The organism is Streptomyces sp. NPDC059875 (assembly GCF_042731085.1).
Classification (GTDB): domain Bacteria; phylum Actinomycetota; class Actinomycetes; order Streptomycetales; family Streptomycetaceae; genus Streptomyces.
In genome coordinates this window covers 20,593-44,497 of the sequence record NZ_JBHWJZ010000026.1, presented here as the reverse complement: position 1 = coordinate 44,497, position 23,905 = coordinate 20,593, and the positions used below count along the sequence as shown (strand labels likewise).

Here is a 23,905-nt window from a genome sequence, read left to right as displayed (position 1 = left end):
ATGGCTCAGAACACGCGCACCACGCCCGCCGGTACGCCGACGAACGTCACCCAGAAGCACAACCAGGGTGGCATCGGCGAGTCCACGCTCCGCCCGGACGGCACCCTCAAGGTCACCGGCGAGTTCGCGTACTCCTCGGACATGTGGCACGAGGACATGCTGTGGGGCCAGACGCTGCGCTCCACCGTCGCGCACGCCGAGATCGTCTCGATCGACATCTCCGAGGCGCTCGCGATGGCCGGCGTGTACGCCGTCCTCACGTACGACGACCTGCCGGCCGAGATGAAGAACTACGGTCTGGAGATCCAGGACACCCCGGTCCTGGCCCATGGCAAGGTCCGTCACCACGGTGAGCCGGTGGCCCTGATCGCCGCCGACCACCCGGAGACCGCCCGCCGTGCGGCCGCCAAGATCAAGATCGAGTACAAGGAACTGCCGGTCGTCACCGACGAGGCCTCCGCCCTCGCCGCCGACGCCCCGCTGATCCACGAGGGCCGCGACGACCACCACTCCGGTCACGTCCCGCACCCGAACATCGTGCACCGCCAGCCGATCATCCGCGGCAACGTGGAGGAGGCCCGTAAGAAGGCCGACGTGATCGTCGAGGGCGAGTACACCTTCGGCATGCAGGACCAGGCCTTCCTCGGCCCGGAGTCCGGCCTCGCCGTGCCCGCCGAGGACGGTGGCGTCGACCTGTACGTCGCCACCCAGTGGCTGCACTCGGACCTCCAGCAGATCGCCCCCGTCCTCGGTCTCCCCGAGGAGAAGGTGCGCATGACGCTCTCCGGCGTCGGCGGTGCCTTCGGTGGCCGCGAGGACATCTCGATGCAGATCCACGCCTGCCTCCTGGCGCTGCGCACCGGCAAGCCGGTCAAGATCGTCTACAACCGCTTCGAGTCCTTCTTCGGTCACGTGCACCGCCACCCGGCGAAGCTCTGGTACGAGCACGGCGCCACCAAGGACGGCAAGATCACGCACATGAAGGCCCGGATCGTGCTCGACGGCGGTGCCTACGCCTCGGCCTCCCCGGCCGTCGTCGGCAACGCGTCCTCGCTGGGCGCCGGTCCGTACGTGATCGACGACGTCGAGATCGAGGCCGTCGCGCTCTACACGAACAACCCGCCCTGTGGCGCGATGCGCGGCTTCGGCGCGGTCCAGGCGTGCTTCGCGTACGAGGCGCAGATGGACAAGCTCGCGGCGAAGCTGGGCATGGACCCGGTGGAGCTGCGCCAGCTGAACGCCATGGAGATGGGCACGATCATGCCCACCGGCCAGGTCGTGGACTCGCCGGCCCCGGTCGCCGAGCTGCTGCGCCGGGTCAAGGCCCGCCCGATGCCGCCGGAGCAGCAGTGGCTCGCGGCCGGCGAGGACGCGGACGTCCGCGCCCTGCCGGGTGGCCTCTCCAACACCACCCACGGCGAGGGCGTCGTCCGCGGTGTCGGCTACGCCGTCGGCATCAAGAACGTCGGCTTCTCCGAGGGCTTCGACGACTACTCCACCGCCCGCGTGCGGCTGGAGGTCATCAACGGCGAGCCCGTCGCGATGGTCCACACGGCCATGGCGGAGGTCGGCCAGGGCGGTGTCACCGTCCACGCGCAGATCGCCCGCACGGAGCTGGGCGTCACCCAGGTGACCATCCACCCGGCCGACACCCAGGTCGGCTCCGCCGGTTCGACGTCCGCCTCCCGGCAGACGTACATGACCGGTGGCGCGGTGAAGAACACCTGCGAGAAGGTGCGCGAGGCCGTCCTCGAGATCGGCCGTCGCAAGTTCGGCTCGTACCACCCGGCGTGGGCCACCGCCGAGCTGCTGCTCGAAGGCGGCAAGGTCGTCACCGACGGCGGCGAGGTCCTCGCGGACCTGGCGGACGTCCTCGAGGGCGAGGCCATCGACCAGGAGCACGAGTTCCGGCACCGCCCGACCGTCGCGTTCGACCTGAAGACCGGTCAGGGCGACGGCCACGTCCAGTACACCTTCGCCGCGCACCGCGCGGTGGTGGAGGTGGACACCGAGCTCGGCCTGGTGAAGGTCATCGAGCTCGCCACCGCCCAGGACGTCGGCAAGGCGCTCAACATGCTCTCCGTCGTCGGTCAGATCCAGGGTGGTACCACCCAGGGCCTGGGCGTCGCGGTGATGGAAGAGATCATCGTGGACCCGAAGACCGCGAAGGTGCGCAACCCCTCCTTCACGGACTACCTGATCCCGACGATCCTCGACACGCCGACCATCCCGGTCGACGTACTCGAACTGGCCGACCCCAACGCGCCGTACGGCCTGCGGGGACTCGGCGAGGCCCCGACCCTGTCGTCCACCCCGGCCGTCCTCGCGGCGATCCGGAACGCGACGGGCCTGGAGCTCAACAAGACGCCGGTCCGCCCCGAAGCGCTCACCGGCACCCTGTAGGACTCTCCGGGCGGTGCGTGCCTCCCAGGAACGTCACACTTCCCCAGCCCGCACCGCCCGGAGCAACCCAGCAGTACCCAGCAGTACCCGGCAGTACCAGCACCACCCAGCAGTACCGATTCACCCGTTCGTCTCGGGCCGTCCCCCGGGTCGTGCAGCCCACGCAGCATCCCAAATCCCGCAGCTTGTCTGACCTTCGGAAAGTCTTATGCGGGTGCCCCTTTGAACCTTGGGAGTAGGCCCCATGACCCAGTCGTCAGTGGAGCCCAAGACCGCCTCGGAGGACGCGGGCTCCGGCTCGAACGTCCCCGCCGGCCGCTCTTGGCTCGACCGGTACTTTCACATCTCGGAGAGAGGATCCACCGTCGCGACGGAGATCCGCGGCGGCGTCACCACCTTCATGGCGATGGCGTACATTCTCCTGCTCAACCCCCTGATCCTCGGCGGCAAGGATGTGGACGGAAACGTCCTCAGCCAGCCCGCCCTCATCACGGCGACCGCCCTGGCCGCCGCGGTGACCACCCTGCTCATGGGCTTCTGGGGCAAGGTCCCGCTCGCCCTCGCGGCGGGGCTCAGCGTCTCCGGTGTGCTCTCGTCGCAGGTCATCGCCGTCATGACCTGGCCGCAGGCCATGGCCATGTGTGTGGCCTACGGTGTGGTGATCTGCCTCCTGGTGGTCACCGGCCTGCGCGAGATGATCATGAACGCCATCCCCCTGGCGATCAAGCACGCGATCACGATCGGCATCGGCCTCTTCATCGCGATCATCGGCTTCGTCAAGGCCGGCTTCGTCCACGAGAACCCGTCTCCCGGCGGTGGCCCGGTCACCCTCGGCCCGCTCGGTGAGCTCCAGGGCTGGCCCGTCCTCATCTTCGCGGTGACCCTGCTGCTGATCTTCGCGCTGCAGGCCCGCAACATCCCCGGCGCCATCCTGATCGGCATCGTCGTCGGTACCGTCGTCGCCCTGATCGTCAACGCCGTCGCCGACATCCCGGCCAAGGGCGCGGGCGCCTGGTTCTCCGGCCCGCCGGAGCTCAACGGCAGCGCCGTCTCCGCACCGGACTTCTCGCTCATCGGCGAAGTGTCCTTCAGCGGCTGGGGCGACGTCGGCTACATCACGATCACCATGATCGTCTTCACCCTGGTCCTGGCCGGCTTCTTCGACGCCATGGCCACGATCATCGGCGTCGGCTCCGAGGCCAACCTCGCGGACGACAAGGGCCGCATGCCGGGCCTGTCCAAGGCCCTGTTCATCGACGGCGCCGGCGGTGTCCTCGGTGGTGCGAGCGGCGGCTCCGGCCAGACCGTCTTCGTCGAATCGGCGACCGGCGTCGGTGAGGGTGCCCGTACGGGTCTGTCCTCCGTCGTCACCGGCGCGTTCTTCGCGGCCTGCCTCTTCTTCACCCCGCTCACCGCGATCGTGCCCGCCGAGGTCGCCTCCGCGGCCCTGGTCGTCATCGGCGCGATGATGATGCAGAACGCCAAGCACGTCGACTGGAGCGACCGCTCCGTCGCGATCCCGGTGTTCCTCACCGTGGTCCTGATGCCGTTCACGTACACCATCACCACGGGTGTCGCGGCCGGTGTGATCTCCTACGCCGTCATCAAGGTGGCGCAGGGCAAGGCACGCGAAGTGGGCGCCTTCATGTGGGGCCTGACCGCGATCTTCATCGTGTACTTCGCGATCCATCCGATCGAGAGCTGGCTGGGCGTTGGCTGACGCCTTACCGTCGCCCTCCACACACATATCGAGGAGTTCGAGATGCTGGACATCGCCGAAGAGCTGCACCGGTGGGTCGAGCAGGGACGCGAGTTCGCCGTCGCCACGGTCGTGGCGGTCGGCGGGAGCGCGCCCCGGCAGCCGGGCGCCGCACTCGCCGTCGACAGCGACGGCACGGCGATCGGATCGGTCTCCGGCGGGTGTGTGGAGGGTGCGGTCTACGAGCTGTGCCAACAGGCCCTCGAGGACGGCAAGACCGTCGCCGAGCGCTTCGGATACAGCGACGAGGACGCTTTCGCCGTCGGTCTGACCTGTGGCGGAATCATCGACATCCTCGTCACGCCGGTACGCGGCGGGGTCTTCCCCGCCGCCCTGGCGGCGGCGGCCGTCAGGGAGCCGGCGGCCCTGGCACGGATCACCGAAGGACCCGAGGACCTGATGGGGCGGGCGCTGCTCGTCCGCCCCGACGGTTCGTACGAAGGCGTCCTCGGCGGCCACCCCGAGTTGGACCGCACCGCGGCCGGCGAGGCGCTGGCCATGCTGGACGCGGGCCGCACCGGCACCGTCGAGATCGGCGAGGACGGCAGCCGCTGCGGACAGCCGCTCACCCTCCTCGTCGAATCCTCTGTCCCCGCCCCCCGCATGATCGTCTTCGGCGCCATCGACTTCGCCTCCGCCCTCGTCCGGGTCGGCAAGTTCCTCGGCTACCACGTCACCGTGTGCGACGCCCGGCCGGTCTTCGCGACCAAGCTGCGTTTCCCCGAGGCCGACGAGATCGTCGTCGACTGGCCGCACCGCTACCTCGAGTCGACCGAGGTCGACGCCCGCACGGTCCTGTGCGTGCTGACCCACGACGCCAAGTTCGACGTCCCGCTCCTCGAGGCCGCCCTGAAGCTTCCCGTCGCCTACGTCGGCGCGATGGGCTCCCGCCGCACCCACGAGGACCGCAACAAGCGCCTGCGCGAGGTCGGCGTCACCGAACTCGAACTCGCGCGCCTGCGCTCCCCGATAGGCCTCGACCTCGGCGCCCGTACCCCGGAGGAGACGGCGCTCTCCATCGCCGCCGAGATCGTCGCCAACCGGCGCGGCGGCTCCGGCGCCTCTCTGACGGGCGCCCACACGCCGATCCACCACGACGGCCCGCGCGAACCGGACGGCCGGATAGGTTCCGTCGCCTGACCGGCCCGTACGCCGACGTCCTGCGCGGCCCACCCGACCGTTAGGGTCCGGATCATGGACATTCGTGACGTACCGGAAGCGCATCTCGACCGCGCCCTCGACCTCGCGTACCTCGTCTTCCATGAGCGTCCCGAGGAGGAGCAGCGCAAGCACCACCGCGAACTGCTGCTCCCCTGCGAGCGGATCGGGGCGTACGACGGCGAGACCCTGGTCGGCTTCGTCGCCGCCCACCGCTTCACCCTGTCCGTGCCCGGCGGCGAACTGCCCTGTCCCGGCCTGACGTTCGTCTCCGTCTCCCCCACCCACCGGCGCCGGGGCGTGCTCTCCGCCCTGCTCGCCGAGCTCTTCCGACGGTCCGCGGAGCGGGCCCTGCCGATCGCCGCGCTCTGGGCCTCCGAGGACGCCATCTACGGCCGGTTCGGCTTCGGGCCCGCCACCCAGGGCGTCACCGTCGAGATCGACTCGCGGCGGCCGCTCGCCCTGCGCATCGACCCCGACGAGCGCCCGCTGCGCCTCGTCGACCCGGCCGACGCGCCCGCCGTCGTCGGGCCCATCTTCGAGGCCACGCGCGCCCACCGGGCCGGCCGGAACGCGCGGGACGAGGAGCGCTGGAGCGGGGAGTGGCTCGCCGACAAGGACGAGGAGGACGACGAGCTCTCCCCGCCCCGGGTCGTCGCCCTCGGCGAACCTCTCGCCGGATACGCCGTCTACCGCACCAAGGGCGAGAACGAGGACACCCACACCCCGGGGCTGGTCCGCGTCGACGAGGTGGAGGCCGACACCCCGGCCGTCGCCGCCGCGCTCTGGCGCTACCTGGCCTCGATCGATCTGACCGGTACGGTCCGCGCCTGGGGCCGGCCGCTGGACGACCCCCTGCTCCTCTTCGCCGGGGACCGCGACCAGGTGCGGGTGACGGGCCAGTTCCCCGCGCTGTGGGTGCGGCTGATCGACGTCCGCGCGGCGTTGACGGCCCGCGCCTGGACCGCCGCGGTGGACCTCGTCCTGGAAGTGCACGACGGCCGCCTCCCGGCCAACTCCGGCCGCTTCCGCCTGGCCGCCGGCCCGGCAGGGGCGCGGTACGAGCCGACCGGCGACCCGGTCGACCTCTCCTTCGACGTACGGGACCTCGGCGCCTGCTACCTCGGCGGTACGCGCGTCACGGACCTGGTCGCGGCGGGCCTCGTGGAGGAACACACCACGGGCGCCGCCGCCGTGCTCGACACCGCGCTGCGGACGGCGCGACTGCCGCACACCGACGACGAGTTCTAGACCGGCGTCGCTGACCAGGTCTCAGGTCGGCGCACAGAATTGGGCACAGGTCTCAGATCAGCGTACGGAAGTGGGCACAGGCCTCCGCCTCGGTCGCGTGCGTGGCGACCGGCTCGTACGCGCCCCGCTCGTACACCCCCGTCTCCCACCCGTCCCCGCCCGGAGCCGAGCGCAGGTAGACGAAGTCCGGCGGGGTGGGCGCCGGTTCGTGGACGCCCTCGATCCAGTAGTGGCCCTCGGGCACCCCGGCTGCGCGGAGTGCCCGGGCCAGGGCGGATCGGTTCACGTGGTGACGGCCTTGAGATAGCCGTGGTCGAGCAGCCACTTCACGTTGAGGCGCTGCCCGTCGCCCGGGTTCAGGAACGCCGGGTCGAGCTTGATCTGGCGACCGCCGCCCGGCTGCTCGAACCAGGGCGCGATCCCGCCCTCCCAGACGATGAACTCCTTGGTCACCTCGTACAGGTGGTAGTCGCAGGGGAAGGCCGCGTCACGGGTGTTCAGGTTCTGCGGGGGCAGTGCGCGCTTGGCGTACGGGTCGCCTGCCGGGGCGAGATAGGAGCCGTACTCCGAGCCGAAGCGGTCCAGGCGCTCGCCCTCCTGCAGGACGTCCGGCCCCTTGTCGATCTCGCCGTTGATCTCGGCGAAGCCGTCGTTCGGCGGGTACTTCCAGCTGCCGGTGTCGGCCGGGCCCTCCCAGTACTTCTTGAGGAAGTCGGCCGAGGAGAGCTTCCCGGTGCGCTTGTAGTGGCGGAGCAGCGGGCCCACCGGCTTCTGCTGCTTCTTCGGCAGGTACTGCGGGCCGAGCCGCTTGTCGCCCTCGAACTCGCCGGTGCACGGCGCGGGCGCCACGCGCGCCGGGACAGCGACTGGGGGTCCCCCTTGCTCGAAGGGCTCGGGGGAAGGCGCGGCCTGCGCCACGGGTGCGGTCGCCAGCGCGGCGGTGACGCCCAGCGCGGCGAGTACGGCACGGATCCTCAGGTCGGTACGGCTGCGCTCCACGCGGCGATCTCCCTCTGTGGTGACCATGTGTCATGGCGAATCGATGCGCCGCACACAGTAGTGGATCACCTTCGGAGAGTGACCGGGAAAGGATCGGTATCGGCCAGATGTCCCGGGAGGGCGGCCCTCAGCCCTTGCGCAGGCCGTGCAGGAGCAGCTCGGCCAGCTGGCCGTACGCCGCCGCGTCCGCGAGCCCGGTCGCCGCAGCGACCTGCCGCTGCTGGATGCGGACCATGACCGAGGCGATGACATCGGCCGCGAAGGTCACGTGCACCTCGCGGAAGACGCCCGCGTGCACACCCTCCTCGATCAACTGCTGCACCCTGCCCGCCGCCGCGCGGGTGTTGCGCTCGTAGACCTCGGCGGCCGGCTCGAAGGCGGCCACGTCGTCGAAGAACCGGGGGGAGACCGGAGCCAGCTCCGCGGCCACCGCCCGCAGGTACGCGGCCAGCCGCTCCGCGGGATCCCGCTCCGCCGCGAGGACGGCCTCGACCCGGGTGGTCGCGCGCCGGAAGAAATGGACCACGGCCGCCCGGACGAGCTGTTCCTTGCTGTCCGCCAGGCCGTAGAGCGTGCGTTTGGAGCAGCGCAGCCGGGCCGCGAGATCGTCCAGGGTCAGCTGGGCGAAGCCCTCGCCGACCAGCAGGGCCACCAGTTCCTCGAACAGGGCCGACCTGCGGGCCGCGCCGCGGCCCGTCAGCTTGGGGGCGCCGGCGGCAGAGGTCTCGATCACCCGAACAGTATGCCGGTCGACCCGTTCGGGGGGTTACGGCGGAACCCTTCTGCGCTACTCTCAACGGTACTGCCGTACCGCCCGCAGTACCGTTACAGCGGTGCTGAGTGTCACTGGAGTCGCCATGGATGTCGACCGCCTGCTTCCCACCCCCGAGGCAGCGGACCTCATCGCCCTCACGCGGGAGATCGCCGACAAGGAGCTCTCCCCCCGCGTGGACGAGCACGAGGCCGCCGAGACGTATCCCGAAGGTCTGTTCACCACGCTCGGCCAGGCCGGGCTGCTCGGCCTCGCGTACCCCGAGGAGTTCGGCGGCGGGGGCCAGCCGTACGAGGTGTACCTCCAGGTCCTGGAGGAGCTGGCGGCCCGCTGGGCGGCCGTCGCCGTCGCCACCAGCGTCCACACGCTCGCCTGCCACCCCCTGCACTCCTTCGGCACGGCGGAGCAGAAGGAGCGCTGGCTGCCCGCGATGCTCGCCGGCGAGACCATCGGCGGCTACAGCCTCTCCGAGCCGCAGGCCGGCTCCGACGCGGCCGCCCTCTCCTGCAAGGCCGAGCGCACCGACGACGGCCCGAACGGCGCCGCGTACCGGGTCACCGGCAACAAGGCGTGGATCACCCACGGCGGCAAGGCCGGCTTCTACGCCCTCTTCGCCCGCACCGAACCGGGCAGCCACGGCGTCTCCTGCTTCCTCGCCCCCGGCGAGACCGACGGCCTCACCTTCGGCCTGCCCGAGCGGAAGATGGGCCTCCAGGCCGTCCCCACCACCTCCGCCCACTGGGACGGCGCCCTCCTGGACGCCGACCGGCTCATCGGCGACGAGGGCCAGGGGCTCCAGATCGCGTTCAGTGCGCTCGACTGCGGCCGCCTCGGCATCGCGGCCTGCGCGACGGGCCTCGCCCAGGCCGCGCTCGACGCCGCCGTCGACTACGCCAACGAGCGCACCACCTTCGGCCGGCGGATCGTCGACCACCAGGGCCTCGGCTTCCTCCTGGCCGACATGGCCGCGGCCGTCGACTCCGCCCGCGCCACCTACCTCGACGCGGCCCGCCGCCGTGACCTCGGCCGGCCCTTCAGCCGACAGGCCAGCGCCGCCAAGCTCATCGCGACCGACGCCGCCATGAAGGTGACCACGGACGCCGTCCAGGTCCTCGGCGGGTACGGCTACACCCGCGACTTCCCGGTCGAGCGCTACATGCGCGAGGCCAAGATCATGCAGATCTTCGAAGGAACGAACCAGATCCAGCGACTGGTCATCAGCCGCGGTCTGGCCCGCTGACGCACCCTTCACCGCGGCCGCACCGTTCTCCCGTTGCCGCACCCCTTTTTCCGCTGACGTTTCGAGGAGTTCCATGGACATCGCCGGCTCCGCCGCGCTCGTCACCGGCGCCGCATCCGGCCTGGGCGCCGCCACCGCCGCCGCCCTGGCCGCCCGCGGCGCGACCGTCTACGGCCTGGACCTGGACAAGGCCGTCGCCGCGGCGGGCCCCCAGCCCGACGGCGTCACCCTGCTCGCCGCCGACGTCACCGAGGAGGGCCCCGTCCGCGAGGCCCTCGCCCGGATCGAGGCCGACGGCGCCGAGCTGCGGCTCGCCGTCAACTGCGCGGGCATCGCCCCCTCCGCCCGGATCCTGGGCCGCAAGGGCCCGCACGACCTCGACCTGTTCCGCACGGTCCTGAACGTCAACCTGCTCGGGACGTTCAACGTGATGCGCCTGGCCGCCGAGGCCATCGCGCGCCAGGAGCCGGACGGGAACGGCCAGCGCGGCCTGGTGGTCAACACCGCCTCGATCGCCGCCTTCGAGGGCCAGGTCGGACAGATCGCGTACGCCGCCTCCAAGGCCGGCGTCGCCGGAATGACCGTCACCGCCGCTCGCGACCTCGCCCAGTTCGGCATCCGGGTCGTCACCATCGCCCCGGGGATCGTCGACACCCCGATGATGGCCGGGTTCAGCGAGGAGATCCGGGCCGGGCTCGGCGCGAGCGTCACCTTCCCGCAGCGTCTCGCCCGTCCCGAGGAGTACGCCCGGCTCGTCACGATGGTCGCCGAGCACGACTATCTCAACGGCGAGACGATCCGGATGGACGGCGCCCTGCGCATGGCGGCCCGCTGAGCCTGCCGGGCCGCTGACCCCGCGCGGTCGGGACAGCACTTGGTGCCAGCTCAAGCTGGCACCAAATGCCGCGTTTTCGGCCGCCGGATGTTAGGTTCGGGCCATGGGAACTGCGTCGACGAACACCGCCAAGCCCGCGATGCGGGAAGCCCTCATCGCCGCGGCCTTCCAGCTCTTCCTTGAGCGCGGGTACGAGCAGACCACCGTCGACGACATCGTGACCCTCGCCGGGGTCGGTCGGCGGTCCTTCTTCCGGTACTTCCCGTCCAAGGAGGACGTGGTCTTCCCCGACCACGAGCAGAGCCTCGCCGACATGACCGAGTTCCTCGCCGCGAGCGGGGACGGCGACGACCCGCTGGTCCGGGTCTGCGACGCCACCCGCCTCGTCATGCGGATGTACGCCGAGAACCCCACCTTCTCCGTCCAGCGCTACCGCCTCACCCGCGAGGTGACGGGCCTGCGGACGTACGAACTGTCGGTCGTCTGGCGGTACGAGAAGACGCTCGGCGACTATCTGCGCACCCGCTGGGCCGATCGCCGCGACGGCACCCTGCGCGCCAACGTGGTCGCCGCCTCCGTGGTCGCCGCCCACAACCACGCCCTGCGTCACTGGCTGCGCTCGGGCGGCGAGGGCGACCCGCTGGCCGAGGTGGACCGGGCCCTGGAGTTCGTCCGGGGCACGTGGAGCGGGGGGCGCGGGGACGGCGAGGGCGCCGGTGTCCAGGGGGAGGAGACCGAGGACGTCGTCGTGGTGATCACCAAGAGGTCCACGCCGATGTGGCGGGTGGTGCGCGAGGTGGAGTCGAGCCTCGGCGAGAGCTGAGAGGCTCCGTAGGGATCTCAGTATCTTCAATTGAGGGAACTGAGGTCTTTATTTGATGGCACTCAGTGCCATATCTTGGCTCCATGCACGGTTGAGCCGCCGAGTGCAAGGAGAACGCATCGTGTTCCACACCGGATCCACGGGACTGAGGACCGGGAGCGTCGCCGTCCGGACCGAGGAATCGGCCGCTGACGCCGAGCTCTACTACCAGATCTGCCGCTGGTGCCAGACCACCACCTTCCAGCGCCTGCTCTGTCCGACCTGCGGGTCGACCGACCTCGCGCCCGAGCGCAGCGAGGGCGAGGGCGTGATCACCGTACGCCGCGGGGTCGCCGCCGCCGACGCCGACCTGTGGCCGGTGCACATGGCCGAGGGCTTCGTCGTCCGGTGCCGGGTCGACGGACCGCCGCACGCGGTGCGCCCCGGCGTCCGCGTCAGGCTCTCCGCCCGCTCGGCCGCGGCCGGGCAGCAGCCGGTCGTCCGGCTCTGCGAGGAGGTCCCCCTCGACGGCTGGATCTGAGCCGCGCACGACGAAAGGCCCGGTGGCACAGAGTGCCACCGGGCCTTTCCTTTCGGCGGGGGAGTGCCCCCCCGCCGGGGGTTCAGTCGCTACCGCGCGCCGATCTCGTCCGTCAGCTGCGGCAGGACGGCGAAGAGGTCGCCGACCACGCCGTAGTCGACGAGGTCGAAGATGGGGGCCTCGGCGTCCTTGTTGACCGCGATGATCGTCTTCGAGGTCTGCATGCCGGCCCGGTGCTGGATCGCGCCGGAGATGCCCGCCGCGATGTACAGCTGCGGGGAGACCTGCTTGCCGGTCTGGCCGACCTGGTTGGAGTGCGGGTACCAGCCGGCGTCGACCGCGGCGCGCGAGGCGCCCACGGCGGCGCCGAGGGAGTCGGCGAGCTTCTCGACGACCTCGAAGCCCTCGGCCGCGCCGACACCGCGACCACCGGAGACCACGATCGCGGACTCGGTCAGCTCGGGGCGGCCGGTGGACACGCGCGGGGTGCGCGAGACGACCGTGGCCGCGTTGCCGGTGAAGGCGACGGTGACGTTCTCGACCGTACCGGCGGCCGGAGCGGCCTCGGGCGCGGCGGAGTTGGGCTTGACGGTGATGACCGGCACGCCGTGCGACACGGTCGACTTCACCTGGTACGAGGCGGCGAAGACGGACTGGGTCGCGACGGGGCCGTTGTCACCGGCCTCCAGCTCCACGGCGTCGGTGATGAGACCGGAGCCGAGGCGCAGCGCGACACGGGCGGCGACCTCCTTGCCCTCGCCGGAGGAGGTCACCAGGACGGCGGCGACGCCCTTGTCCTTGGCGATCTGGGTGAGCGCGTCGACCTTCGGGACGACGAGCTGCTCGGTGAACTCGGCGCCGTCGGCGACGTACACGGTCGCGGCGCCGTACTCGCCGGCGGTGGCGGCGATCGACGCCGCGGCCTCGCCCGCGCCGAGGACGACGGCCGTCGGCTCGCCGATCCGGCGGGCCAGCGTGAGCAGTTCGAGCGCCGGCTTGCGGACCGCACCGTCGGCGTGGTCCACGAGAACCAGGATCTCAGCCATGATTCCTTGCTCCTGAACGGTAGTGACGGTGGGTCAGATGAACTTCTGGGCGGACAGGAACGCGGCGAGCTGCTTGCCGCCCTCGCCCTCGTCGGTGACGATCGTGCCCGCGGTACGCGCCGGGCGCGCCGTGGCCGACTCGACCAGGGTCCAGGACCCGGCCAGACCGACCTCGTCGGCGTCGATGCCGAGGTCGTCCAGGTCCAGCTCCTCGACCGGCTTCTTCTTGGCGGCCATGATCCCCTTGAAGGAGGGGTAACGGGCCTCGCCGGACTGGTCGGTGACCGACACGACGGCCGGCAGCGGGGCCTCGATCTGCTCGGTGGCGGCGTCGCCGTCGCGGCGGCCCTTCACCAGCCCCTCCTCCACCGTCACCTCGGAGAGCAGGGTGACCTGCGGGAGGCTCAGCCGCTCGGCCAGCAGCGCCGGCAGCACACCCATCGTGCCGTCGGTCGACGCCATGCCGCAGATGACCAGGTCGAAACCGGTCTTCTCCAGCGCCTTGGCGACGATCGCGGAGGTGCCGATGACGTCGGTGCCGTGGATGTCCTCGTCGTTGACGTGGACCGCCTTGTCGGCGCCCATCGACAGCGCCTTGCGCAGCGCGTCCTTGGCGTCGTCCGGGCCGACCGTGATGACGGTGACCTCGGCGTCGTCGGACTCCTCCGAGATGCGCAGCGCCTGCTCGACCGCGTACTCGTCGAGCTCCGACAGCAGACCGTCGACCTCGTCGCGGTCGACCGTCAGGTCGTCGGCGAAACCGCGGTCGCCGGTCGCGTCGGGTACGTACTTCACACAGACAGCGATCCTCAGGGTCACGGCCTGGCTCCTTTCAAGTGACAGACGATTACGGGAGGTTGCGGGCCATGACGATGCGCTGGACCTGGTTGGTGCCTTCGTAGATCTGGGTGATCTTGGCGTCGCGCATCATGCGCTCGACGGGGTAGTCGCGGGTGTAGCCGTAGCCGCCGAGGAGCTGGACGGCGTCGGTGGTGACCTCCATGGCGACGTCGGAGGCGAAGCACTTGGCCGCGGCGCCGAAGAAGGTCAGGTCGCCGTCGACGCGCTCGGACTTGGCGGCGGCGGCGTAGGTGAGCTGGCGGGCGGCCTCGAGCTTCATGGCCATGTCGGCGAGCATGAACTGCACGCCCTGGAAGTCGGCGATCGGCTTGCCGAACTGCTTGCGCTCCTTGACGTAGCCCTTGGCGTAGTCGAGGGCGCCCTGGGCGATGCCGATGGCCTGGGCGGCGATCGTGATCCGGGTGTGGTCCAGGGTCTTCATCGCGGTGGCGAAGCCGGTGCCCTCCGCGCCGATCATCCGGCTCGCGGGGATCCGGACGTTGTCGAGGTAGACCTCGCGGGTCGGGGAGCCCTTGATGCCCAGCTTCTTCTCCGGCGCACCGAACGACACACCCTCGTCGGACTTCTCCACCACGAACGCGGAGATGCCCTTGGAGCGCTTCTCGGGGTCGGTGACGGCCATCACGGTGTAGTACTCGCTGACGCCGGCGTTGGTGATCCAGCGCTTGACGCCGTTGAGGACCCAGAAGTCACCGTCGCGTACCGCGCGGGTCTTCATGCCGGCCGCGTCGGAGCCGGCGTCCGGCTCGGACAGGGCGTAGGAGAACATCGCGTCGCCCTTGGCGAGAGGGCCGAGGTACTTGGCCTTGAGCTCCTCGGAGCCGGAGAGGATCACCGGGAGCGAGCCGAGCTTGTTCACGGCCGGGATCAGCGAGGACGAGCCGCAGGCGCGGGCGACCTCCTCGATCACGATCACCGTCGCGAGCGCGTCCGCGCCGGCGCCGCCGTAGGTCTCCGGGACGTGCACCGCGTGCAGGTCGGCGGCCACGAGCGCGTCCAGCGCCTCCTGGGGGAACCGGCCCTCCTCGTCGACCGCGGCGGCGAACGGCGCGATCTTCGCCTCCGCCAGCGCACGGACCGTCTCCCGGAGCATCTCGTGCTCCTCGGACGGGCGATACAGGTCGAAGTCCTTGCCCATGATGGTGAGCTCCCCTAAGGCTTGTGGCACTGAGTACCCTCAGCAAAACACACTCAGTGCCATGATGCCAGTGGCTAGGGTGACGGCATGCTCCAGATCCACGAGGTGGAGGCGAACGGTCCGGATGCGGCCGTCTGTGTCGTCCGCTGCGTCGGCGGCCTGGTCAGGCCGGGGGACCGGTTCGAGGGCGGGACGCTGGTCCTCGACCGGATCGAGCTGTACGGGCGCGAGGTGCCGGAAGTCACCCCACCCCTGTCGGCACGCGTGCGCCTCTCCGGCCCGGGTGTCCGGGTGCTGCGCCCCTGGATCGTGATCGACTCCGCCGGGCCGCGCCGGTACGGGTACGTCGGGCCGCCCGAGATCCGCGCCGCGGTCGCGGAGGGCAGCTCGGGCCGGGTGATGCGTACCCCTGAGGACTTCACGGCATGGGTCGCGGATCAGACGGTCGGGGACCTCGACGAGCCCTTCACCTATGTCGTGGACCTGGACGGTTTCCTGCGGCTCGCGCCGCGGCGCAGCGAGCACGTCGCCTGCGCCGGACGGGGCTGGGTGCGGGCGGCCGGCGAGATGGCGTTCGCGCGGGGTCCCGGCGGCTGGGAGGCCGTCGGGACGAGCAACCAGTCGACCGGCTACTGTCCCGACCCCGACTCCTGGCCGTCCGTGGCCGCCGCCCTCGATCGCGTGGGCCTCGCCCACCAGGGGCGGTTCGGCCACGAGGTGGTGTTCCGGCGCTGCCCGGCGTGCGCGGAGCTGAATCTCGTACGCGAGGAGGAGTACGTCTGCGCGCCGTGCGGGAGCCCCCTCCCGGCCGATTGGAACCCCGCCCCGGAGCATCCGTCCGCCTGATCTGCGGATCGGCGGAGCCTGCTCGGCAGAGGCGGAGGACCCGACCGATTCGGGCACGGAATGTCGGGTCCGGCAGGGTGGTCCCTTCCTAGCGTGGTGGGCGAAAGGGAAGGAGTCCGGAGTGCTGGAACGGCTGAACGAGGCGATGGAGCACATCGAGTCGCATCTCGACGGGCCGATCGAGGTCGCCGACCTCGCGAGGATCGCGGTGACGTCGGAGTACCACCTCCGGCGGATGTTCTCCGCGCTGGCCGGCATGCCGCTCTCGGAGTACATCCGGCGCAGGCGGCTGACTGTCGCGGGCGCCGAGGTGCTCGCCGGCGAGCGGACGCTGCTGGACGTCGCGACGCGCTACGGCTACGGCTCGGGGGAGGCGTTCGCACGCGCGTTCCGCGCCGTCCACGGCGTCGGACCGGGCGAGGCGCGGCGGACCGGTGCGGCTCTGCGCTCCCAGCCACGGATGTCCTTCCGACTCGTCATCGAAGGGAGCAGCACCATGCGATACAGGATCGCGGACAGGGAAGAGTTCCGCGTCGTCGGCAGGAAGGCCCGTGTCCCGCTCGTCCACGAGGGGATCAATCCGGCCATCGCGGAGTTCATCCGGGGCCTCGGCCCCGAGACGCTGGGGCGCATCACGGCCCTGTCCGACCAGGAGCCGGCGGGGATCGTCGCTGTGAGCGACCAGCTCGACCCGAGCCGGGCGGAGGGGACCGAACTCGACTACTACCACGGCGTCGTGACGCGCGCCGAGGCGCCCGAGGACATGGATGTCCTCGCCGTCCCGGCGGGCACGTGGGCCGTCTTCGAGAACAACGGCCCGTTCCCGCAGGCGCTCCAGCACCTGTGGCGGGACGTCTTCACCCAGTGGTTCCCCTCGAACCCGTACCGGAGCAGGCCCGGCCCGGAGATCCTGCGCGTGGACCTGGCGCCGGGCGGGGCGACGGCGGAGGCGGAGCTCTGGATCCCGGTGGAGCGCGCCACCGCGTGAGCCCCGGGGCCCTGCCCGAGCCCACCGGGAAGCACCCGGTGGGCTCGGCCACCGTGCACCTGGTGGACGAGGACCGGGCCGATCCGTGGGTACCGGAGGAGCGCCGGGAGCTGATGGTCTCCCTCTGGTATCCGGCCGTGAAGCCCTCGCACACATGCGCGCCGTACATGACGGCCCAGGAGTCCAGGACGTACCTGGAGGCCGGCGACGTGCCCCTGCCGCCCGAGGTGTTGAGCACGGTGGGCACCCACGCGACCGTCGGCGCCAAGCCCCTGAAGGCGCGCGCCGGACTGCCGATGGTCGTGCTGTCCCCGGGCTTCGGGATGCCGCGCGCCACCCTGACGGGTCTCGGCGAGGAGTTGGCCAGCCGCGGCTACGTCGTCGCGGGGGTCGGACACAACTACGAGGCCGACGGCATCTCCTTCCCCGACGGGCGCACGACCACCTGCGTGGCGTGCGAGGACAGGAACTATCCCAAGGTGGGCGCCGTCCGTGCCCAGGACGTCTCGTTCGTGCTCGACGAACTCACCGGAAAGCACCCGGCCTGGAAGGGCGGCGCGCTCGTCGACGCCGACCGCATCGCCATGGTCGGGCACTCGGCCGGCGGCTTCAGTACGATCCCGGTCCTGCTGTCCGACGCCCGGGTCAAGGCGGGAGTCATCGGGGGCGGAGCGTGCCGCTGCTGAACGGGCCCTCGCCGCAGTATCCGGAAGTCACCTTCCACCGACCGTGACCCTTCCTCGGACCCGGCTGGGGCAAGATCGTGGCATGGAGTTCCTCTGTTACCACCGCGACCGGCCCGGCTCGGTAGCCCTGCGCCACGAACTGCTCGAAGATCACTGGTCCTACATGGACCGCTACGCGAAGGAGATCATCGCCCGGGGCCCGACCTTCGCCGACGACGGCGAGACGCCCAGCGGCAGCGTGCACATCGTCGACCTGCCCGACCCCGCCGCCGCCCGAGCGTTCGCCTTCGACGAGCCGAACTACCAGGCCGGCATCTACCGGGACGTCCTCGTGCGGCGGTGGCGGAACATGCTGGGGCGGACCATGTGGGACTTCCCCGGCGGCCGGACCGGCGGCAACCGGTACCTGGTGCTCGGCCTCGGCGACGGGCCGGCCGCCGACCTGGAGGTGCCGAACGACCGGGACGAGCTGATCGCCTACGGGCCCCTGCTGTCCGACGACGGCGACACCTGGCTGGGCACGGCGGTGCTGCTCCAGGCGCCGGACCCGGCGGCGGCACGCGCCGTCCTGACCCAGGACCGGTACGCCGACATCGAGGTGCACGACTGGGAGTTCGGCGGACGTCGCTGAGCCCGGCGTCATCCGGCCCCGGCTCGTGAGCTGCGGAACGTGCGCCGGTAGGTGTCCGGGGGGACGCCGAGCGTGCGGTTGAAGTGGCGGCGCAGCGTCGCGGCGGTGCCCATCCCGGTCGCCGCCGCGATCGCGTCCACGCTGTCGCCGCTGGTCTCGAGCAGTTCCTGGGCGCGCCGGATCCGCTGGGTCAGCAGCCATTGCAGCGGCGTGGTGCCCGTCGCCGACCTGAAGTGGCGGCCCAGGTTGCGTGAGCTCATGTTCGCCCGGCGGGCCAGGTCTTCCACGGTCAGCGGTCGGTCGAGTCGTTCCATCACCCAGGGGAGCAGGTCGGCGAGAGGACTGTCGTCCTGGGCCGGTACGGGGGCGGTGACGAACTGGGCCTGGCCGCCCGCCCGGTGCGGCGGCACCACCAGATTGCGGGCGACCGTGTTGGCGATCGCCGAGCCGTGGTCGACGCGGACCAGATGCAGGCACAGATCCATCGCGGCGGCCTTGCCGGCGGAGGTGAGCACGCTGCCGCTGTCCACGTAGAGCACGTCCGGATCGACCTCCACCCGGGGATAGCGGGCCGCCAGGGCCCGGGTGTGCGCCCAGTGCGTGGTCGCGCGCCGGCCGTCCAGCAGACCGGCGGCGGCCAGCACGAACGCGCCCGTGCACAGCGAGGCCACTCGCGCACCCGCCTCGTGAGCCGCGCGCACCGCGTCGACCAGGTCGGCGGGCGGATCCTCGTCGACGTCGGCCCACCCGGGCACGATCACCGTGTCGGCGTACGGGAGTCCGTCGAAACCGCCGTCCGGCTCCAGCCGGAACCTGCCGAACCGCACGGGGCCCGGCCCGCAGACGGCGACGCTGTACAAGGGGTCGGGCACGCCGGACGGATCGGCGCCGAACACCTCGTACGCCACGGAGAGTTCGAAGTGCAGCATCCCGTCGGTGACGGCGATGGCGACAGTACCCATGTCCGAAAGTGTACGGGCCATGGCGTTCCAGACACTCGTGCCCGGCAGCCGACGTCACCAGAATGTTCACAGTTGAACAATCGGCGACGGCGGGAGAGTGCGATGAGTGCGACGAGTGAGGTCGGTTCGGGGCGTGCGGTGACGGTGTTCGGGGCCTATGGGCACACCGGGCGCTTCGTGGTGGCGGAGTTGCTGGACCGAGGATTCGTTCCGATCCTGTCCGGGCGTGACGCGGAGAAGCTGCGGGCCCTCGCGGCATCCCATCCGGGGCTCGACGTCCGGCCCGCCGCGGTCGACGACCCGGCGGCACTCGACCGTGCGCTGGCCGGTGCGGCCGCCGTGATCAACTGCGCCGGCCCCTTCGCCGCGACCGCCGCCCCGGTGATCGAGGCCGCGCTGCGCGCCCGGATCCCGTACGTGGACGTGGCCGCCGAGATCGAGGCCAATCTGGACACGTTCGCGCACTTCGCGGACCGCGCCACCGCCGCGGGTACCGTCGTGATCCCCGCGATGGCCTTCTTCGGCGGTCTCGGCGACCTGCTGGTCACCGCGGCCATGGGCGACTGGGCGACGGCCGACGAGGCGCATGTCGCGTACGGGCTGAGCAGCTGGCACCCCACCTCCGGAACCCGCGCCGCAGGCGCGGTCTCGCGGCAGCGCAGGGACGGCCGGCGCGTCCGCTACAGCGACGGGCGGCTGGAGTACGGGGACGGTGCGCTGCCGACCCTGAAGTGGTCCTTTCCCGACCCGATGGGGACCCGGGAGGTGATCGGGGAGTTCAGCATGGCCGACGTGGTCACCGTCCCCAGCCACCTGGACATCCCCGACGTGCGCACCTACATGGCGGTCGAGGCGGCCAAGGACCTGGCCGCTCCGGACACGCCGTCGCCGACCGCGGTCGACGAGCGCGGTCGGTCCGAGCAGACCTTCGTCGTCGACGTCGTCGTGCACTCCGGCGGCCTGGAACGGCGCGCCGTGGCGCGCGGCCAGGACATCTACGCCGTCAGCGCGCCGCTCGCGGTGGAGGCGGTCCACCGTGTCCTGACGGGGCGGACGAAGACGGTCGGTGTCGCCTCCGCCGGCGCGATCTTCGACGCGCCCGACTTCCTCCGTGCCCTGTCCCCGCACATGGTGATCGACCTGCCCCACTAGGCCCGACGTATTGCATCGCACAGCATCAAGCAGGCCCGTCGAGGGTCGTGGTGTGTGGACGGTCTCCCGCACCGCGCCCCTTGACGCTCGGCGACAGCCCTTCGATACTGGCGGCCAAATCGATTTGGCCACATCGCATTGGCTCTCCGTCCAGGGCCGGATCGCGGCTGAAATCCGAGCGTGCAGCAACGCCCGAACGGAGCCTGAACGTGTCCAGTCCCCGCCAGACCCTGCCCGGCACGGAACAACAGTCACCCGCACCCGCACCCGCCACTCCCCACCCCGTCGACGAGTCCCGCCCCCTCGGCCGGATTCTGCTCTTCGGGATCCAGCACGTCCTCGTCATGGCCGCCACCCCCATCTCGGCGATCTTCCTGATGAGCGCGACCCTCCGCCTCGACCCCGGACTGACCGTCAACCTGCTCTCCGCCGCCTTCGTGCTCTCCGGAGTCGGATCCCTGATCCAGTCGCTCGGCCCGTGGAAGTTCGGGCCCCGGCTGCCGTTCGTGATGCTGCCGGGCGGCGCGCCGCTCATCCTCTTCCTCGCCATCGCCGAACAGCACGGTCTGCGCACGGCCACCGGCGCGGTGATCCTCACCGCCGCCTTCTACTTCGTCGTGCTGCCCGTCTTCTCGCGGCTGCTGGCCTTCTTCCCGGCCCTCGTCATCGGCACGATGATCGTCATCGTCGGTGTCAACCTGGTGAAGGTCGGCGCCGTCCTCGTCACCGGCCGCCCCGGACAGCCCGGCTTCGCCGACCCCGTCAACCTCGGTCTCGGCATGGCCACCATCGGCTTCACCGTCGTCTTCTACCTGCTCTTCACCGGCATACTGCGCCAGCTCGCCGTCATGCTCGGACTCCTCGCCGGCGCCGCTCTCGCCGCGTTCCTCGGTGGCATCGACCTCGGCCGGGCCGCCGACGGCGGCCTGTTCACCGTGCCGCAGCTGATGCCGTTCGGCTCACCCCAGTTCAACCTGGTCGCCGCCCTGCCGCTGATGCTCTACAGCCTCGCCTCCATGGCGGAGGCCACCGGCCAGACCGTCATCAACGCCGAAGCCGTCGGCAAGGAGATCGACAAGCGATCCGACGTCCCGAAGACCGTCCGCGGTGACGCGCTCACCTCGCTCTTCGGCGGGTTCTTCGGGCTGCCGCTCATGGTCACCAGCGGCGAGAACATCGGCATCGTCCGCGTCACCGGCGTACGCAGCCGGTTCGTGACCGCGGCCGCCGGCGTCGTCCTCGTCGTCATCGGGTTCCTGGCGCCCGTGACCCGCGCGATCAGTGTCATCCCGTCCGCGGTCGTCGGCGGCACGGCGATGGTCGTCTTCGCCGTGATCACCGTGCTCGGCGTGCAGATGCTCGGCCGCTCCGATCTTGACAAGCACACGAGCACCTTCATCTGCGCCGTCGCCCTCGCACTCGGTCTGCTGCCGATCCTCGTTCCCGGCGTGTACGGCGGCTTCCCGCCGAACGTCCGCATCCTCCTCGAAAGCGGCGTCGCCGTCGGCGCGTTCGTCGCCGCCGTCCTCAACATCCTCTTCCACCACGTCAGGCCGGCCATCACCGCTCGCCCGGCCGACTCCTGTACGGAAAGCGACCGATGAACCGGCTCACCCACGACCATCTGAGCGGCTCGGGCCCTCTCCTCCTCGTACCGGACGCCGTCCTGCTGCTCGAAGGACCCGCCGAGGGCCACGCCGTCGTCGTCGCCGACGGCGCCTTCCGCGCCGTGGGACCCGCCGAGGAGCTGGTGCGCACGCATCCGCACCTCGACCCCGTAGGCCTGCCGGGCCACCTCCTCATGCCCGGCTTCGTCGACGCTCACCACCACCTCACGCAGAGCTTCGGTTCCGCACTCGCCTTCGGGGAGCCGTCGGAGATCTTCCGCCGCGTGTGGGTGCCGCTCGAAGGCGAGCTGGATGAGGAATCGGCGTACGTGGCAGCCAAGTTGGCGGCGTACGAAGCACTGCGCGGTGGCTTCACCACCGTCGCCGACGCAGGAACCCGCGCCGACGTGGACATCGACGTCGTCGCGTCCGCCGCCCGCGACGCCGGGATCCGCTGCGTGCTGGGGCTCGTCTGCAACGACGCCGAGCAGGGGAACCCCTGCGACCCGTCCGACCCGTCCGTTCTGGCCGGCGCCGAGAAGCACCTCGCGCGTTACGAAGGCGACCCGCTGCTGCACCCCTCCCTCGCCGTCTCCATCCCCGAGGCGGCCACCGAGGAGACCCTCCGGCGCACCGCCTACCTTGCCGCCGAGTCCGGGGCGGTCGTCCAGATCCACGTCAACGAGCACCTGGCGGGGGTCGAGCGCTCCCTCGAACGCCATGGACTGCGCCCTCTCGAGTACCTGCACGGCATCGGCGCGCTCGGACCCCAGTTGCTCGCCGCGCACGCCACCCTCCTCACCCCGCGCGAGCTCACCCTGCTCGCCGACACCGGGACGGCGGTCAGCTACAACCCCGTCGCCAGCGCGTGGAAGGGCAACGCCGTCGCGCCCGCCACCGCCATGGCCGAACGCGGTGTCCGCTTCGGACTCGGCACCGACGGCACCCGGGGCGACGGCTTCCGGCTCGCCGACGCGGCCGAGTTCGCGCAGCGGCTCGCGTACGGGCTCGTCACCGGCGACTCGTCCTGCGGCGCCGGCTGGACCTGGCTGGAGCACGCCACGCGCGGCGGCGCCGACGCCGTCGGACTCGGCACGAGGACCGGCACGATCGCCGAGGGGCTGGCCGCCGACTTCCTCCTGGTCGACGTCACCACCCCCGAACTCGCGCTCTCCTGGGACCTGCCCTGGGAGCTGGTACGGCGCGGCAACCGCGACCAGATCACCGCCGTGTTCGTCGGAGGACGCCTGCGCCTGTGGTGCGGCGGGCCGGTCGACTGGGACGGCTCCGCCCTCGTACGCCACGCGGCCGAACTGGCCCGCGCCGCCGTGGGCAGGGCCGCCATCACCCGCGTACACCCCACGTCCACGGAGGCACGGGACATGGCGGCAGGGGGCGTGGCGGCAGGGGGCGTGGCGGCGAGGGACGAGGCGGTACCGGACACGGAGGCACGGGAACGGGGCACCGCGCGGTGACCACCGAGACACTGGCGGTGCTCGCCGTCACGGTCGCCGCCGCCGCGTTCGTCCAGGGAAGCAGCGGACTCGGCTTCGCCCTGATCGTCGCCCCGGTGGCCGGGATCCTGGATCCCGGCCTGCTTCCGGTCTTCGTCCTGGCGTCGATGGTCCCGCTCAACGTGTACGTCGCCTGGCGCGAACGGGCCTCGCTCGATCTGCGCGGCGCGGGTTGGATCACGGCCGCGCGGCTCGCCGCCACGCCGGGCGGTCTGGCGCTGCTCTGGCTGATACCGGACCGCAGTATCGGCCTGTTCGTCGGCCTCGCCACCGTACTCGCCGCCGCCGTGAGCCTCGCGGCGCCCGCGTTCACACCCGGCCGGGCCGCCTATGTGGGCGCGGGTGCGGTGACCGGCCTGACGGAGACCGCGACGGGGGTCGGCGGCCCGCCGCTGGCGCTGGTCTACCAGCATCGGCCGCCCGCCGAGCTGCGTTCCACCGTCGCCGCGTGCTTCCTCGTCGGTGAAGTCGCCTCGCTGTTGCTGCTGTTCGCGACGGGGGAGGGGAACCCGGCCGACCTCGGGTGGGCACTCGCGCTGCTGCCGGCGATCGCGGCGGGCGCCTGGCTGAGCCGCCTGGTGCACCATCGGCTCGACGCGCGGCGGACGCGTCTGTTCGTGCTGGTCTTCGCCCTGGTCTCGGGGGTGGTGCTCATGCTCGGGATCTGACGCCGGCCGCCGTCCCCGGCGCGGACGCCATGGGTGCGGCTCTCGG

General features: G+C 71.4%; 23 protein-coding genes. 16 read left to right on the top strand and 7 right to left on the bottom strand.

Annotation, left to right across the window (positions count from 1 at the left end; all coding sequences use genetic code 11):
• The 4 genes from pucD (at nucleotide 1) to ACFV9D_RS27965 (ending at nucleotide 6,571) form a co-directional block, all read left to right on the top strand.
• Entirely contained in the window at nucleotides 1-2,403 is a 2,403-nt protein-coding gene (pucD, locus tag ACFV9D_RS27980) for a xanthine dehydrogenase subunit D (RefSeq protein ID WP_385151895.1), read from the top strand.
• Nucleotides 2,404-2,647: 244 nt separating this feature from the next.
• On the top strand, nucleotides 2,648-4,123 hold the full coding sequence (locus ACFV9D_RS27975; protein WP_385151892.1) for an NCS2 family permease: 1,476 nt from the start codon (nucleotides 2,648-2,650) through the stop codon (nucleotides 4,121-4,123).
• Nucleotides 4,124-4,165: 42 nt separating this feature from the next.
• A complete protein-coding gene (locus ACFV9D_RS27970) occupies nucleotides 4,166-5,302 on the top strand; it encodes an XdhC family protein (protein ID WP_385151889.1) in 1,137 nt (378 codons plus the stop codon).
• Between the two features lie 54 nt (nucleotides 5,303-5,356).
• The gene (locus ACFV9D_RS27965) at nucleotides 5,357-6,571 is read left to right on the top strand and encodes a GNAT family N-acetyltransferase (RefSeq protein WP_385151887.1); all 1,215 of its coding nucleotides are present in this window, start codon (nucleotides 5,357-5,359) and stop codon (nucleotides 6,569-6,571) included.
• A 52-nt stretch (nucleotides 6,572-6,623) separates the two neighbouring features.
• Here the strand turns inward: ACFV9D_RS27965 and ACFV9D_RS27960 are convergent, their stop codons facing one another.
• From ACFV9D_RS27960 to ACFV9D_RS27950, 3 genes are all read right to left on the bottom strand, one after another.
• Nucleotides 6,624-6,857, bottom strand: coding sequence for a hypothetical protein (locus ACFV9D_RS27960; RefSeq protein ID WP_385151884.1), 234 nt, complete (start codon nucleotides 6,855-6,857; stop codon nucleotides 6,624-6,626).
• Nucleotides 6,854-7,570 carry a TNT domain-containing protein gene (locus tag ACFV9D_RS27955; RefSeq protein WP_385151881.1) on the bottom strand — a complete coding sequence of 239 codons (717 nt, stop codon included), beginning with the start codon at nucleotides 7,568-7,570 and terminating at the stop codon, nucleotides 6,854-6,856. The genes ACFV9D_RS27960 and ACFV9D_RS27955 overlap by 4 nt, the downstream gene beginning before the upstream one ends.
• Before the next feature lie 127 nt (nucleotides 7,571-7,697).
• A complete protein-coding gene (locus ACFV9D_RS27950; protein ID WP_385151878.1) occupies nucleotides 7,698-8,303 on the bottom strand; it encodes a TetR/AcrR family transcriptional regulator in 606 nt (201 codons plus the stop codon).
• A gap of 124 nt (nucleotides 8,304-8,427) precedes the next feature.
• On the opposite strand from ACFV9D_RS27950, the gene ACFV9D_RS27945 reads away from it, so the two are divergent.
• From ACFV9D_RS27945 to ACFV9D_RS27930, 4 genes are all read left to right on the top strand, one after another.
• Nucleotides 8,428-9,582: an acyl-CoA dehydrogenase family protein gene (locus ACFV9D_RS27945; RefSeq protein WP_385151875.1), complete on the top strand. Its 1,155-nt coding sequence runs from the start codon at nucleotides 8,428-8,430 to the stop codon at nucleotides 9,580-9,582.
• 73 nt (nucleotides 9,583-9,655) lie between these two features.
• Entirely contained in the window at nucleotides 9,656-10,417 is a 762-nt protein-coding gene (locus tag ACFV9D_RS27940; protein ID WP_385151872.1) for an SDR family NAD(P)-dependent oxidoreductase, read from the top strand.
• A gap of 103 nt (nucleotides 10,418-10,520) precedes the next feature.
• A complete protein-coding gene (locus ACFV9D_RS27935; protein WP_385151869.1) occupies nucleotides 10,521-11,240 on the top strand; it encodes a TetR/AcrR family transcriptional regulator in 720 nt (239 codons plus the stop codon).
• Nucleotides 11,241-11,361: 121 nt separating this feature from the next.
• Complete coding sequence (locus tag ACFV9D_RS27930; protein ID WP_385151865.1) at nucleotides 11,362-11,760, top strand: Zn-ribbon domain-containing OB-fold protein; 399 nt, start codon at nucleotides 11,362-11,364, stop codon at nucleotides 11,758-11,760.
• Nucleotides 11,761-11,849: 89 nt separating this feature from the next.
• On the opposite strand, the gene ACFV9D_RS27925 is transcribed toward ACFV9D_RS27930, so the two are convergent.
• From ACFV9D_RS27925 to ACFV9D_RS27915, 3 genes are read right to left on the bottom strand one after another with little or no spacing between them, the layout of a single operon-like run.
• Entirely contained in the window at nucleotides 11,850-12,806 is a 957-nt protein-coding gene (locus tag ACFV9D_RS27925; RefSeq protein WP_385151862.1) for an electron transfer flavoprotein subunit alpha/FixB family protein, read from the bottom strand.
• Between the two features lie 33 nt (nucleotides 12,807-12,839).
• On the bottom strand, nucleotides 12,840-13,625 hold the full coding sequence (locus tag ACFV9D_RS27920) for an electron transfer flavoprotein subunit beta/FixA family protein (RefSeq protein ID WP_385151859.1): 786 nt from the start codon (nucleotides 13,623-13,625) through the stop codon (nucleotides 12,840-12,842).
• A 28-nt stretch (nucleotides 13,626-13,653) separates the two neighbouring features.
• Nucleotides 13,654-14,805, bottom strand: a complete 1,152-nt coding sequence (locus tag ACFV9D_RS27915; RefSeq protein ID WP_385151856.1) for an acyl-CoA dehydrogenase family protein — start codon at nucleotides 14,803-14,805, stop codon at nucleotides 13,654-13,656.
• Nucleotides 14,806-14,892: 87 nt separating this feature from the next.
• Here ACFV9D_RS27915 and ACFV9D_RS27910 point away from each other — a divergent pair, with 87 nt between their 5' ends.
• The 4 genes from ACFV9D_RS27910 to ACFV9D_RS27895 all read left to right on the top strand — a co-directional run bounded on the left by ACFV9D_RS27910 (nucleotide 14,893) and on the right by ACFV9D_RS27895 (nucleotide 17,956).
• Complete coding sequence (locus ACFV9D_RS27910) at nucleotides 14,893-15,651, top strand: hypothetical protein (protein WP_385151854.1); 759 nt, start codon at nucleotides 14,893-14,895, stop codon at nucleotides 15,649-15,651.
• A gap of 121 nt (nucleotides 15,652-15,772) precedes the next feature.
• On the top strand, nucleotides 15,773-16,639 hold the full coding sequence (locus tag ACFV9D_RS27905; protein WP_385151851.1) for a GyrI-like domain-containing protein: 867 nt from the start codon (nucleotides 15,773-15,775) through the stop codon (nucleotides 16,637-16,639).
• Complete coding sequence (locus ACFV9D_RS27900) at nucleotides 16,636-17,325, top strand: alpha/beta hydrolase family protein (RefSeq protein ID WP_385151848.1); 690 nt, start codon at nucleotides 16,636-16,638, stop codon at nucleotides 17,323-17,325. The genes ACFV9D_RS27905 and ACFV9D_RS27900 overlap by 4 nt, the downstream gene beginning before the upstream one ends.
• 82 nt (nucleotides 17,326-17,407) lie before the next feature.
• Entirely contained in the window at nucleotides 17,408-17,956 is a 549-nt protein-coding gene (locus ACFV9D_RS27895) for a YciI family protein (RefSeq protein WP_385151845.1), read from the top strand.
• An 8-nt stretch (nucleotides 17,957-17,964) separates the two neighbouring features.
• Here the strand turns inward: ACFV9D_RS27895 and ACFV9D_RS27890 are convergent, their stop codons facing one another.
• The gene (locus ACFV9D_RS27890; protein WP_385151841.1) at nucleotides 17,965-18,918 is read right to left on the bottom strand and encodes a helix-turn-helix domain-containing protein; all 954 of its coding nucleotides are present in this window, start codon (nucleotides 18,916-18,918) and stop codon (nucleotides 17,965-17,967) included.
• Nucleotides 18,919-19,020: 102 nt separating this feature from the next.
• Here ACFV9D_RS27890 and ACFV9D_RS27885 point away from each other — a divergent pair, with 102 nt between their 5' ends.
• The 4 genes from ACFV9D_RS27885 to ACFV9D_RS27870 all read left to right on the top strand — a co-directional run bounded on the left by ACFV9D_RS27885 (nucleotide 19,021) and on the right by ACFV9D_RS27870 (nucleotide 23,859).
• A complete protein-coding gene (locus ACFV9D_RS27885) occupies nucleotides 19,021-20,070 on the top strand; it encodes a saccharopine dehydrogenase family protein (RefSeq protein ID WP_385151838.1) in 1,050 nt (349 codons plus the stop codon).
• Between the two features lie 209 nt (nucleotides 20,071-20,279).
• Nucleotides 20,280-21,674 carry a uracil-xanthine permease family protein gene (locus tag ACFV9D_RS27880; protein ID WP_385151836.1) on the top strand — a complete coding sequence of 465 codons (1,395 nt, stop codon included), beginning with the start codon at nucleotides 20,280-20,282 and terminating at the stop codon, nucleotides 21,672-21,674.
• Complete coding sequence (locus ACFV9D_RS27875; protein WP_385151833.1) at nucleotides 21,671-23,152, top strand: amidohydrolase family protein; 1,482 nt, start codon at nucleotides 21,671-21,673, stop codon at nucleotides 23,150-23,152. Before ACFV9D_RS27880 ends, ACFV9D_RS27875 begins: the two co-directional genes overlap by 4 nt.
• Entirely contained in the window at nucleotides 23,149-23,859 is a 711-nt protein-coding gene (locus tag ACFV9D_RS27870; RefSeq protein WP_385151830.1) for a sulfite exporter TauE/SafE family protein, read from the top strand. The genes ACFV9D_RS27875 and ACFV9D_RS27870 overlap by 4 nt, the downstream gene beginning before the upstream one ends.
• Nucleotides 23,860-23,905 lie beyond the last annotated feature (46 nt).